At 67.7% G+C, this 12742-nt stretch carries 12 protein-coding genes; 3 read left to right on the top strand and 9 right to left on the bottom strand.

Features of this window, described 5'->3' with window-relative positions:
• Window positions 1-129 precede the first annotated feature (129 nt).
• The 4 genes from ACIA5H_RS21070 to ACIA5H_RS21055 all read right to left on the bottom strand — a co-directional run bounded on the left by ACIA5H_RS21070 (window position 130) and on the right by ACIA5H_RS21055 (window position 3190).
• Entirely contained in the window at window positions 130-594 is a 465-nt protein-coding gene (locus tag ACIA5H_RS21070) for a DUF5130 domain-containing protein (protein ID WP_355075932.1), read from the bottom strand.
• A complete protein-coding gene (locus ACIA5H_RS21065; protein WP_355075930.1) occupies window positions 581-859 on the bottom strand; it encodes a hypothetical protein in 279 nt (92 codons plus the stop codon). Before ACIA5H_RS21065 ends, ACIA5H_RS21070 begins: the two co-directional genes overlap by 14 nt.
• 104 nt (window positions 860-963) lie before the next feature.
• The gene (locus tag ACIA5H_RS21060; RefSeq protein WP_379254282.1) at window positions 964-2568 is read right to left on the bottom strand and encodes an alpha-amylase family glycosyl hydrolase; all 1605 of its coding nucleotides are present in this window, start codon (window positions 2566-2568) and stop codon (window positions 964-966) included.
• Between the two features lie 217 nt (window positions 2569-2785).
• Window positions 2786-3190: a globin gene (locus tag ACIA5H_RS21055; RefSeq protein WP_195043276.1), complete on the bottom strand. Its 405-nt coding sequence runs from the start codon at window positions 3188-3190 to the stop codon at window positions 2786-2788.
• 243 nt (window positions 3191-3433) lie between these two features.
• On the opposite strand from ACIA5H_RS21055, the gene ACIA5H_RS21050 reads away from it, so the two are divergent.
• The gene (locus ACIA5H_RS21050; protein ID WP_355075927.1) at window positions 3434-4138 is read left to right on the top strand and encodes an HNH endonuclease; all 705 of its coding nucleotides are present in this window, start codon (window positions 3434-3436) and stop codon (window positions 4136-4138) included.
• 4 nt (window positions 4139-4142) lie between these two features.
• Here the strand turns inward: ACIA5H_RS21050 and ACIA5H_RS21045 are convergent, their stop codons facing one another.
• A complete protein-coding gene (locus ACIA5H_RS21045) occupies window positions 4143-4709 on the bottom strand; it encodes a helix-turn-helix domain-containing protein (RefSeq protein WP_379254279.1) in 567 nt (188 codons plus the stop codon).
• Between the two features lie 191 nt (window positions 4710-4900).
• Here ACIA5H_RS21045 and ACIA5H_RS21040 point away from each other — a divergent pair, with 191 nt between their 5' ends.
• Both ACIA5H_RS21040 and ACIA5H_RS21035 read left to right on the top strand, forming a co-directional pair.
• Window positions 4901-5596, top strand: coding sequence for an AzlC family ABC transporter permease (locus ACIA5H_RS21040; protein ID WP_379254277.1), 696 nt, complete (start codon window positions 4901-4903; stop codon window positions 5594-5596).
• The gene (locus ACIA5H_RS21035) at window positions 5596-5904 is read left to right on the top strand and encodes an AzlD domain-containing protein (protein WP_355075921.1); all 309 of its coding nucleotides are present in this window, start codon (window positions 5596-5598) and stop codon (window positions 5902-5904) included. The genes ACIA5H_RS21040 and ACIA5H_RS21035 overlap by 1 nt, the downstream gene beginning before the upstream one ends.
• A 225-nt stretch (window positions 5905-6129) precedes the next feature.
• Here the strand turns inward: ACIA5H_RS21035 and ACIA5H_RS21030 are convergent, their stop codons facing one another.
• From ACIA5H_RS21030 to ACIA5H_RS21015, 4 genes are all read right to left on the bottom strand, one after another.
• Window positions 6130-6795: a hypothetical protein gene (locus ACIA5H_RS21030; protein WP_379254275.1), complete on the bottom strand. Its 666-nt coding sequence runs from the start codon at window positions 6793-6795 to the stop codon at window positions 6130-6132.
• 46 nt (window positions 6796-6841) lie between these two features.
• Window positions 6842-7213, bottom strand: coding sequence for an acyl-CoA thioesterase (locus ACIA5H_RS21025; protein ID WP_379254323.1), 372 nt, complete (start codon window positions 7211-7213; stop codon window positions 6842-6844).
• An 89-nt stretch (window positions 7214-7302) separates the two neighbouring features.
• Complete coding sequence (locus tag ACIA5H_RS21020; protein WP_397077117.1) at window positions 7303-12240, bottom strand: NAD-glutamate dehydrogenase; 4938 nt, start codon at window positions 12238-12240, stop codon at window positions 7303-7305.
• Between the two features lie 193 nt (window positions 12241-12433).
• A complete protein-coding gene (locus ACIA5H_RS21015) occupies window positions 12434-12556 on the bottom strand; it encodes a hypothetical protein (RefSeq protein WP_379254271.1) in 123 nt (40 codons plus the stop codon).
• Between the last annotated feature and the right edge of the window lie 186 nt (window positions 12557-12742).

Below are 12742 nucleotides of genomic sequence, written 5' to 3'. Positions count from 1 at the left end.
GCGCGTCCACCCCTTGGTCGGGTGGACGCGCCGGACTTATCGCAACCACTGCGGCACACCCCGTCTTTCGAGCGGAGCGAGACCGAGCATGTGCCGTTCGCGGCGCCGCAGGCGCTGCAAATGTGACAGCTACCTGCCGATGGCGGCGGCCATCACGCGGACGGCGGAGACCACGCCGTCGATCAACTGGCCCTGCCGGAACGAGCTCAACGCGGCGGTGACGCCGAGCTGGCAGACGCGATCGTTCGCACGGTCGGCGACCGCCCGGCCCGAGCGCACCTCGATCGCCTTCTCGTTGGGCGAGACGGCGATGAGCACCGAGTGCGCCGCCTCGGGCGTGCCAGGGAAGATCGCGTCCGCGGACGCGGCCGGGTCCTCGCCCAGATCGCCGATGTAGACGTTGAAGCGCACCTTCGTCGCGCGGGTCGCCTCGGTGAGCACGTTGTCCATGGTGAGCCGCTCTACGTCGTTGAACGGCGCCTCCTTGAACACGTCGCCTGCCTCGTGCACGCCGGAGACGCGTCCGCTGCTGGTGATCGCGTATCCGTGCGGCAAATCGGCTTCGACCACCGCGGGCCACTTAGAACCTGCCACTTGCCCGTCCTCCGATCAGCTCCACCGCGGTGGACTCGATGGCCGCATGCTGCTCATGCGGCGTTTCCGCGAAATGGTGACCCGAGCCGATCACCTCTTCGGTGGCACTCCACAGCACCGGCGACGCGGTCCACTTCTGGCCGAGGGCGAAGTGGACCGGCTTCTCGCCAGGCAGCGGCTTACCGAGGAACGACAATCCGGCGATGATGCCGTAGATCACCAGCGGTATGCCGGCGAAGATCAGCACTGTCTCGAGAATGCTCACGGATCAAAGGTAGACGATCCTCTGTAGTAGTTCTCCGTCCGGTCGAGCCGGATCGCCCTCCGTGTCGATTGCATCGGCTCCGAGCTGGGACTTTCCGACGCGCCTCAGACCAACCAGGCGGTCGCGTTCGGCGCCAGCTGGCCTCCGTCGGTCGGCGCGCTGGCCAGCAGCACGTCTCCCGGCGGTAGCTGGATGGGCGCGTCCGAGGCGTTGAGCACGCAGACCAGTCCCCCCGGCCTGCGGAAGGCGAGACAACCCGCCGGGCTGCCGTACCACTCGATCCGATCCCCGGCGAACTCCGGCCGCAGCGCGCGCAGTTCGAGTGCCAGGCGATACAGCGACAAAGTCGACCCCAACTCCTCGAGTTGCGCTTCGACGGTCAGCGACGCCCAGTCGCCCGGAATCGGCAGCCACGGTGTCCCGGTGGTGAACCCGTACGGCGGCGCGGCACCCTCCCAGGGCAGCGGCACTCGGCAGCCGTCGCGGCCGCGCTGGGTGTGGCCGGAGCGCTCCCACACCGGATCCTGCAAGACGTCGTCCGGCAGGTCGTCGACGTTGGGCAGCCCCAGCTCGGCGCCGTTGTAGATGAACACCGCGCCCGGCAGCGCCAGTTCCAGCAGGATCATCGCCCGCGCCCGCGCGACGCCGAGCGCACCGCCGCCGTAGCGGGTGACCTCGCGCTCGATGTCGTGGTTCGACAACGTCCAGGTGGGCACGGCGAAGACCGGTGCGACGGCGGACAGCGAGTTGTCGATCGCGTCACGCACCGCGTCGGCGTCGAACGCCGATTCCGCGAGGCGGAAGTTGAACGCCAGGTGCAGTTCGTCGGCACGCACGTACTCGCCGAAGCGGGTGTTGTCGTTCACCCACACTTCACCGATGGTGACCGCGTCCGGGTACTCGTCGACCACCTTGCGGATCCGGCGGTGGATGTCGTGCACGGCGGGATTGTTGAACCGCGGGTCGCTGTCGTCGTGCGCGAGCAGGGCCGAGACGGACAGCTCGGGCATGTCGGGCAGACCGTCGGGTTTGGCCATGCCGTGTGCGACGTCGATCCGGAATCCGTCCACCCCGCGGTCGAGCCAGAACCGCAGCGTCTGCTCGAAATCGGCGGCGACCTCGGGGTCGGCCCAATTCAGGTCGGGCTGCTCACGGGCGAAGATGTGCAGGTACCACTGGCCGGGGGTGCCGTCGGGTTCGGTGATCCTGGTCCAAGCGGGGCCGCCGAAGATGCTCGGCCAGTTGTTCGGCGGCTCGGCGCCGCCGGGGCCGCGGCCGTCGCGGAAGATGTATCGATCGCGCTCCGGGCTGCCGGGAGCCGCCGCCAGCGCCGCGCGGAACCACGGATGCTGGTCGCTGGTGTGATTGGGCACCAAATCCATGGTGACCTTGATCCGGCGGGCATGCGCCTCGGCGATCAGCGCGTCCATCGCGGCGAGACCGCCGAAGAGCTGATCGATGTCGCGGGGATCGGCAACGTCGTAGCCACCATCGGCCATCGGCGAACGCATCACGGGGCAGATCCACAGCGCGTCGACGCCGAGCAGTTCGAGGTAGCCCAGTTTGTCCCGGACTCCCCCGAGATCGCCGACCCCGTCTCCGCTCGAGTCCGCGAAAGATCTCGGATAAACCTGGTAGAACACGGCCGACCGCCACCACGACTGCGTGGTGCGATCCACCGGCGCCGTTAAGGCTGGTGCATCACTCACATCCGCAATAGTGCCAAAGTTTCGAGGCGAAAGCCTTCTCCCGGCACACAGTTTCGAATGGCGGGCAAATGCCCAGCACTGCCACCCGCACAGGCGAAAAAGGCTGCTCCGCTCCGCCTCTCGCGCGCAACCGTCACGTCACCCGCTGTTCACCAGCGAATGTTTCGCCACCACAACGCGGTAGAAAACACACCAACGCCGCGGTGCTGCGCCGTGGTCAGAACGGGGCGTTCACCAACGAGTTGGCAGCCATTTCCAGGTAGTCGAGCAGCGCCTTACGGTGCTCGTCGTCGAGCGTTTCCGGCTCGATCTCGGCGACCGCGATACGCATGCACCGCAGCCACGCGTCCCGCTCGATCGGTCCGATGGTGAACGGCATGTGCCGCATGCGCAAGCGAGGATGGCCGCGCTCGTCGGAGTAAGTGCGCGGACCGCCCCAATACTGCTCCAGGAACATCCGCAAACGACGCTCCGCCGGACCGAGATCCTCCTCCGGATACAGCGGGCGCAGCACCTCGTCGGCGGCCACCTCGCGATAGAACGTCGCGACGAGCCGCCGGAACGTCTCCGCCCCACCGACCGCCTCGTAGAACGACGTCGCCGTTTGCTCGCCCGAAGTCATAGACCCTCTCGCTTCACCGGATGCGCCGCTGTCCATTGTGCCCGCGCCCGGGCACCGCCGCCGTACCGCCCTTGCGCCGCCGATCGGCAACCGGAACATCGCGCCGGAATGGCACTTCAGCCACAGTTAACCGGACATTGTTGAAAATCACCGTGCAATGCCCGACATTCCATGGTCAACTGGGGGACAGTCTCTGCTTTGCAGATACCACATGATCCTGCCAATCATGAAATCGAGGTCGAGATGAAGCAGCGGCACGGCGCCCGATCACATGAGGCGCGAGCGCACCGACAACTCCAGCCCGCCGACGTCCACAATTGTGGGTCGGGGGCTACTCCGCTGCACATCTTGTCCGAACGATATCCGGGTGGACATCGTGGCCATCACGACCACGGCCCCCGCCCGACCGCCCCGCCCGCCGAGGGCACGAACTGGCTCAAGACCAGGGTGTTGCTGTTGAACGCCACCTACGAGCCGCTCACCGCATTGTCCGCGCGCCGCGCGATCGTCCTCCTCATCTGCGATAAGGCCGACGCCGTTCACCACAACGACGAAGGGCCGGTAGTGCACTCCGCCGATACGTCGGTGGCGATTCCCTCGGTGATCCGCCTGCGCACCTACGTGCACGTTCCGTATCGCGCCAGGGTGCCGATGACCCGCGCCGCGCTCATGCACCGGGATCGCTACCGCTGCGGCTATTGCGGCGGCAAGGCCGAGACCATCGACCACGTCATCCCGCGCAGCCGCGGCGGGGAACATTCCTGGGAGAACTGCGTCGCCAGCTGCGCGCCGTGCAACCATCGCAAAGCCGACAAACTGCTCAGCGAGCTGGGCTGGACGCTGCGTGCCCCGCTGGTCTCCCCGAAGGGCCCGCACTGGCGCCTGCTGTCCACTACCGCCGAACTCGACCCCGTGTGGTTGCAGTATCTCGACGAAGGCGCCGCCTGACCGATCAGGTGTACTCCACCACCAGCGTCGCCCAGGTCGGCGACGCCAGTGCCTCGAACACGTGCGGTTGGTCACCCGGGTACGCGATGTAGTCGCCCGGGTGTAGTTCGACGGGCGCGTCGACGGGGCCGACCAGTGCGCGCCCTTCGGCGAGCAGGACGTGCTCGACCACACCGACGCTATGCGGATCCGATCGCCGCGCATGCCCCGGTTCCGCGGTGATGCGGAACAGGTCGCGGCGGGAATTGGCGGGCCCGGCCGCCAGCAGCGTCGCCCGGTACTCCGACTGCTCAGCCGCCACCACCGGCCCCTCACCGGCGCGAATGACGTGCACGTTCGGGCGCGGCGGGTCGAGCAATCGGGAGAACGGCATGTCCAGGGCGACGCACAACGCCCACAAAGTCTCCAGGCTCGGATTCCCGGTTCCCGATTCCAATTGCGACAGAGTGGATTTCGCGATACCCGCCCGGCCGGCGACCTCACTCAGCGAGAGTCCGGCCCTGGTGCGCTCGCGGCGCAGCGCGGCGGCGATCACCGCCTGTGGTGTTGTCGTCGCGTCCTGCTGCGTCATTCCCACCTCTGCTTGTTTTGCAGCGCCTTCGGCGCCGCGTGTGCCGCGATTATGCCGTGGGGTCGTGGTGTTGTGGTTGCGCTGGAGTGCTGGATGGTTGCGGTGCGGACATGTTCGCAGCGCGTGTCCTTCGGAGCTCTCGCCGGGAAACCATGTTGACGAAGTGCGGCGTTATGTTCACTATAAACTACATGCGTTCGATATGGCGAACACTCGATCGGAATGCGCTGCTCGGGATCGGTGCGGTGTGCCTCGCCGTCGGTGTGATCGGGATTTCCTACGGGGCGACCGCGGTCGCGGCGGGCTTTCCGGTCTGGCTGCCGGTGCTACTCGGGTGCGTGGTGCTGGCGGGGAGCTCGGAGTTCCTGTTTCTCGGGATCGTTGCCGCCGGCGGCAACCCGATCGCGGCGGTGCTGGCGGGACTGCTGGTGAACGCGCGGCATGTTCCGTACGGGCTGTCGGTTCCCGACGCGGTCGGCACGGGCTGGCGCCGCTCGCTCGGCGTTCATCTGATGAACGACGAGTCCGTCGCGATGACCATCGCGCAGCCCGACGCGCCACGCAGACGGGCGGCCTACTGGATCACCGGCGCTGGGGTGCTGCTCGCCTGGCCCGGCGGCGCCGCCGTCGGAGCGCTGATCGGATCGGTGGTCACCGACACCTCAGCGCTCGGACTCGATGCGGTGTTCCCCGCGGTCCTGCTAGCGCTGGTGTTGCCCGCGCTGCGTGACCGGACCACCCTCGCCGCGGTGGGTGTCGGCACCGCGATCGCCCTGGTCAGCGCTCCTTTCCTGCCCACGGGGCTGCCGGTGCTGCTCGCCCTGTCCGGGGTGCTGGTCGCGGCGCGGCAAAAGCCTCTATCAGCGACCGCGCGGGGAGCGGCGTGATGCTGGCCGCCGGAGTCGTCGCTCTCGCCGCGGGCACCTATGCGTTCCGCTGGGCCGGACCCGCACTCCGCGACCGAGTGCGCCTTCCCGAACGTGTGGTGTGGCTGCTGGAGATCGGCGCCGTCGTATTGCTCACCGCGCTCGTGGCCGTCACCACCTTGCCGCTGGGCACCGCAGACCTCGGATTCGCCGTGCCCGCAGGCGTTTTCGCGGGTGGACTGGTCGCGTGGTTCCGACGCCCCATTCTGCTGGTCATTCTCGCCGCAGCCGCGACAACGGCAGTCCTCCGCTACATCGGCGTCTCTTGAGCGGCACCGTGCCCGCAGCAGGAGGCGGCGCCGTCCCCTCCTGCCGACGGCGCCGCCTGTCCCATCGATCGCATCCGAGCGCTCCTGTGCTACTCGGGTTTACAGTCCGCAGCCCGCGTTGGCATCGATCCAGCGGCAGCGAAAGAACTAGAGATGTGCGTATTTTCGATGCCGCCCCCCGGTAGGCCGTCATCGTCACCCGGCGACGACCATCGAACGACGCGATCAACGCGGTAGCAGAGGAATTCCACCGCCGAGCCGACGCGCGACCGAGCCGTAGCGAGCGTCGAGCCGCAGCCAGGTTCTGGTCGCGCGGACACGGACGATCTCGGCGGCTGGGATACGGCGTGGGTCGGCCTTCTCCCCCGAGTGCGGGATGAAATCCATCGCCGTGAGCGCGAAGACGACACGCATCGGCACCTGCACCCGGGTGCCCGCGCCGGACACGGTCAGCACCGCCTGATCCAGCAACGAGGCGGGCGGACCGTGGCCGCTGCCGTGTTCCTTCGCCAGCTGCGCACCCTGCTCGGCGAGCTCGACCAGGGTGCGTGCGGGCACGTCGTCGACGTGTACGAAACCGTCGATGGGTGGCAGCGCGCCGCGCCACGCGGAGTCCATCGAATATCCGAGGTCGATCGGACCGCCACCGGCCGAACCGGCCAGCACGAGATCGGCGCCGACCGTCACGTCGTCGACGCCGAGTTCGGCGACCACGGTGCGCATCGCCAGCGCTTCGAAACCCGTCGCCACCCAGGCCGAAACGTATTTCTCCCCGCGGCGGCGCAGGCGCACCACCGCCCCGGGGTCCAGCCGCACGGCCCTGGTCAGGAACGTCGCGAGATTCTCCCGCTCCGCCGGATCGGGCACATGCAGCACTCGTTGTTCCGCCATCACGGCCGCTCCGCCGTCAGCACTCCGCCACCACAGTCGCGGTCGCTCAGTCCATCCATTCGGACAGGTAATCACGCTCGGCGTCGGTGAGCCTGCGCAACCGCTGCGCCCGCATGTCGAACGCCGCGATCTGCGTGGACGCCACCACGGCCGCGGGCGAGTCGGGCAGCGCGCCCGCCGCCCGCACCTCGTAGCCGATGGTGAAGTCGACCGCGCGCAGCTGCTCGATCCACATGGCGATGTCCAGCGGCGTGTCCTCGTGCCGCAATTGACCGCGATAGCGGACACGCAGATCGGCGAGGACGCACCCCTCGCGCAGCGGTGCGGTCGGGCGGCCGTCCTCGAACAGCCACGGAATGCGCGCCTCTTCCAGCAGCGTCACCATCCGGGCATGGTTGACGTGCTGGAACACGTCCATGTCCGACCACCTGACATCCACCTTGGCGTGGAACCGCTTGGGCAGCACCAGGCTGCCCGCGGCCTTCCCGCTGCCGCTCACCGAACTCGTCAACGTGGTACCTCCGATTGAGCGCCCACCCCGCTCACCATGCTCCGCACTTGCCGCGCTGCAACCGACAACGTGGCGAGATCGTGGGTTCCGGACTCGAACAATTCCGACAGCGCCGCCCTGGCTCTGCCGAGGCGGGACTGATTCTTCGACTCCCAGTATGCAATCTTCTCGTCCGCCGTCTCCTCGGGGTCGCCGCCGGAGAGCACGTCGAGTGTGAGCGAGCGCAGCGACCCGTACATGTCGTCGCGCAGCGCGAGCCGCGCCAGCGCGTGCCAGCGGTCGCCGCGTTCGAGGTGGCTGACCGCCTGCAGCAGCCAGTCGATCTTGAGATGGTCGTTGAGCGCGTAGTACAGCGACCCGACCTCGTCACCGTCCCGGTCGGTGATGTCGGCGATGTCCACGATGTCCAGCAGCGGGAAGAGGTGGAGCAGACCGAACACCTCGGTGGCGAGGTCGGTCGGCGCACCGCGAGCGATCAACTCGGCGGACCGGTCGGTGAGCGAGAACACGTGGTGCCCGCGCAGCCATCCCGGCACCTTGGGGGCGAGTTCCCGCACGTCGGCCCGGTACCGGCTGATCTCGGAGCCCACCGCGATCGGCTGCGGGCGATTGCTCAGCAGCCACCGGGACGCCCGGTCGAGGGTCCGCTTCGTCTCCAGTTCGAGCAGGTCGCGCACCGGGGTCGGCGCGTCACAGGCGCGGATTCGCGCCCATCGTTCGTCCAGGTCGAAGATTCCGCTCGCCGCGGCGAAGGCGCGCACCGCGTCGGTGGTGGTGGCGCCGACCTCTTCGTTCAACCGGTGCGCGTAGGTGATGCCGCCGTAGTCCACCATCTCGTTGACGATCATGGTGGTGACGATCTCCCGGCGCAGCCGGTGGCGTTTGATCGCCGCTCCGAACCGGTCGCGCAGCGGCGTGGGGAAGTACTCCGGCAGCCGCGCGGCGAAGTATTGACTGTCGGGCAGGTCGGAATCGAGCAGATCGGCCTTGAGCGAGAGCTTCACGTGCGCCATGAGATTGGCCAGCTCGGGCGAGGCCAGTGCGGCGTTCTCCTCCAGCCTGTGCTTCATCTCCTGGTCCGAGGGCAGCGCCTCGAGTTCGCGGTCCAGGCCGCGACGCTGTTCGAGTTCCTCGATGAGCCGCGTCTGCACGCTGAGCATCTGCGGCGCCTCGGTGCGCGAGATGCCCATGAGGAAGTTCTGCGCCACATTGTCCTGCAGAACCATCTGGGCGACCTCGTCGGTCATGGAGGCCAGTAGCGGGTTGCGCTCGTCCGGCGGCAGCTGACCGCCGGAGACCACGGCGTCGAGCAGGATCTTGATGTTGACCTCGTGGTCGGAGCAGTCCACGCCCGCCGAGTTGTCCAGCGCGTCGGTGTTGATCTTGCCGCCGTTGCGGTTGAACTCGATGCGGCCGAGGGCCGTGGCGCCGAGATTGCCGCCCTCGCCGATCACCTTGACCCGCAACTGATCCCCGTTGACCCGGACCGCGTCGTTGGACTTGTCGCCCACCTCGGCGTTGGTCTCGGTGCTCGCCTTGATGTAGGTGCCGATACCGCCGTTCCACAACAGATCCACCGGAGCGAGCAGGATCGCGCGAACCAGATCCGGCGGCGACAGCGATACGACGTCGTCGCCCAGGCCGAGAGCCGCCCTGGCCTGCGGGCTGATCGGCACGGCCTTCACGGTGCGATCCCACACACCGCCACCGGGACTGATCAGCGACGTGTCGTAATCCGCCCACGACGACCTGGGCAACGCGAACATCCGCTGCCGCTCCCGGTACGAACGCGCCGCGTCCGGGTCGGGGTCGAGGAAGATGTGGCGGTGGTCGAACGCGGCCACCAGACGAATGTGCTCGGACAACAACATGCCATTGCCGAACACATCACCACTCATGTCACCGACACCGACCACCGTGAAATCCTGGGTCTGGGTATCGATCTCCATCTCACGGAAATGCCGCTTCACACTCTCCCACGCACCCTTGGCGGTGATGCCCATCGCCTTGTGGTCATAACCCGCCGAACCACCGGAAGCGAACGCATCACCCAACCAAAAGCCGTAGCTCTGAGCCACGTCGTTGGCGATATCCGAGAACGTCGCGGTGCCCTTGTCGGCCGCAACGACCAGATAGGTGTCGTCACCGTCACGCCGCACGACCCGAGCGGGCGGAAGCACCTCCCCGCTCGCGCGATCCACGTTGTCGGTGACATCCAGCAGGCCCGAGATGAACGTGCGATAGCAAGCCACGCCCTCGGCGCCCAGCGCCTGCCGGTCCGCTACCGGATCGCCGGTGGCCGCGGGCGGTTGCTTGACCACGAAACCGCCCTTCGCGCCGACCGGCACGATGACCGCGTTCTTCACCGCCTGCGCCTTCACCAGGCCCAAGATCTCCGTGCGGAAATCCTCCAAACGATCCGACCACCGCAAACCGCCACGCGCGACCGAGCCGAAGCGCAGGTGCACGCCTTCCACCCGCGGCGAGTACACGAAGATCTCGAACTGCGGCTTCGGCTTGGGCAATTCGGCGATCTCCCGTGGCTCGACCTTCACCGACACGAAGTCGCGCGGTTTGCCTTCCGCGTCGGTCACGTAGAAGTTCGTCCGCAGCGTCGCTTTGACCAGGCCGAGGATCGCGCGCAGGATGCGGTCCGCGTCCAGGCTGACCACCTCGTCGATCCGCCCGCGCACCTGGGTCTCCAGTTCCGCGGCGTGCTCGGCGGAGACGGTGTCGGGGTCGAAGCGCGCGGCGAACAGGTCGACGAACAGGCGCGCGATATCCGGATAGGTGAGCAGCACACGGCAGATGTTGGCCTGACTATACGGAAAACCCGCCTGCTGCAAGTACTTCGCGTAGGTGCGCAGGATCGACACGGCCCGCCAGGGCAACCGGGCACGCAGCACGAGCTCGTTCATCCCGTCCGCCTCCGCGCGGCCGTACCACATGGCCGCGAAGGCTTCCACGAACCGTTCCCGCAGCCCGCGCACCTCCGCCTCCAGCACGTCGGCGCGTTTGGAGGACTCGAGCAGTTCGGCGTCCAGATCGCGATCGAGCGAACTGCGCAGCAGCTCCGGGCGGGCCAGCAGGCCGAAGTCGTAGATCCACCGCTCACCGCCGGTGCCGTCCGCCGCCGCCTCCAGCGCGATCTGGTACGGCCGCTCGTCGACCACCTCCACACCGAGGCTCTGCAACAGCGGAAGCACTTGGCTCAAGGAGATGCCGCTACCACCGACGTAGAGCGTGAAACGCCACGAGCCCGGCGCCGAATCCGGCTTCCGGTACAGATATTGATCGATGACGCCGTCTCGCAAATGTTCCAGGCGCACGATGTCCCGCAGCGCGCGGGCCGCGGCGAAATCCTGTTTGTAACCCTCGGGGAAGGCCTCCGCGTATCGCTGCACCACCGCGGGATCGAGCACCGTCGACGTGCTCACCTCGTCGTTCAGCCGGTCCTCCCAGGTGCGGGTGGCCTCGGCGAGCATGTTCTGCAAGCGCAGCCTGGTGGGCTCGGAGGTATCGGCGCCGGGCGGCGTACGACGCGGGACACCGAGCTCGGCCTCCGGCATGCGCACGGTGAAATACACTCGCGCCAACTCGCTTTCGCCCACCCGCGCGGAGTAGTCGATGGACACGCCACCCAGTTCGCGGACCAGGATCTCCTGCATCTCGAGCCGAGCGCTGGTGGTGTACCGGTCCCGCGGCAGGTAGACCAGGCAGGCGACATAGCGACCGTAGGTGTCCGCGCGCAGGAACAGACGCACCTGGCGCCGCAGGCCGACGCTCAGCACGGCGGTGGCGGTGCGGCGCAGCGTCTCGCTGTCGGCGGAGAACAGCTCGGTGCGGGGGAAGGACTGGATGACCTCGAGCATGGCCTGACCGGAGAACGAGTCCAGGTCGAATCCGCTCTCCTCGATCGCCGAACGGACCCGGCGTTCGATCACCGGGATGTCCAGAACGTTCTCGTGCACGGCGGTGACGGTGAAGACGCCGATGAACAAGTGTTCACCGACGATGGTTCCGTCGGCGTCGAAATCGGCGACACCGACGAAATAGGGATACACCGCACGATGCACGGTGGCGGGGACCAGCCCCTGGGTCAGCGTGAGCAGCGGACGGTCACCGCCGTTGACCGGCACGTGGAAGTCGGTGCCCACGTCGGGCCGCAGCACGCCGAGGCAGGTGTCGGGCACGACGGTGGACATCTCGCGGCCCTGGTCGGTGCTCAGTCGGTAGCGCGCGTAGCCGAGCAGGGTGAAGTTCCCCCCGGCCAGCCAGCGCAGCAAGTGAGCGGTGTCGGTCAGTTCGGTCGGCTGGAACGGCGCGGACCCGGATTGCGCGGCCGATTCGAGATCGTCGGCCAGTCTGCTCTGCACGTCTTCGATGGCCTCGGTATCGCCGATCACCTGACGCACGTCGTCCACCACGTCCGGCACCGCGGATTCGACCTTGGCCAGCAGCGCCGCACTGGTCGACGGGTGCAATTGCACGTGCATCCAGGACTCCCGCAGTCCCGCCCCGCCGGTGCCGTCCACCTCGTGCGCGGCGGCGTGCGTCAGCCGCCCCTCCTCGTCCCGCTCGACCTCGAAGATCGGGTGGATGATCTCGCTGACACTGACGCCGATCCGGCTCAGCGACGAGCTGATCGACTCGACCAGCAGCGCCATGTCATCGGTGACGATCTGCACCGCCGCACCGATTCCGGAGCCGTCGTCCGGGTGGTACACCCGCACCAGTGCGCGACCGGGGCGGCGCGTCACCGCCAACTCCAAGTGCCTTCGGAAGATCTGGGTGATGCCGGTGATCGCACAGTCCACATCGCCCGCGTCGACGTGGCGGAAGTACGCCTCCTCGAGCGTCGCGAGTTCGCCGCGCAGTGACTGCGGCAAACCCGCGGCCCACGCCGCGCTGGACAATTCGGACGAGACGGTCATTTTTCGCCAACTCCCTCGGATATCGGTTCCGTAACAAAGTGACGCCGGTCCGAGAGTAACTGTGCGCCGATGACGCGTGGGTGAATTCCCTTTTCACATCCGGTGGTTCACCACGACGGCGGAGTTCGCCGCTCGTGTGCCGAGATCACACGCGACAACCTCGGGCACAGCACAGAAGTCGGACCCGCGAACGTCAGGTGAGCGCGACAGGTCGTATCCGTGGCGGCAGCGACGCCGCACCGGTACCTCGGGTCAGCTCGACCACCGCGTCGGCGGTCGAAGCCACCGATTGCTCGAACTGCGCCTGCGCATTCACGACTCCCACCCTAGCGAGCTACGCGCGGGTAGGTGTCACTCCTGTTCCGCGTTCCCCGGAAAGACTTTTCGCGCCACCCCACCGCGGCCGTCGCCCCCCGCTCTCGACCCGAACTCCGGCTCAACCGCCCCCGCATGGCACACCAGCAAACGCCAGGCAGCGCGCACGCGCCCGTACCCGGCAGGC

Source organism: Nocardia sp. NPDC051900 (assembly GCF_044452545.1).
Lineage (GTDB): Bacteria > Actinomycetota > Actinomycetes > Mycobacteriales > Mycobacteriaceae > Nocardia > Nocardia sichangensis.
This window is presented reverse-complemented; position numbering and strand designations above follow the sequence as displayed.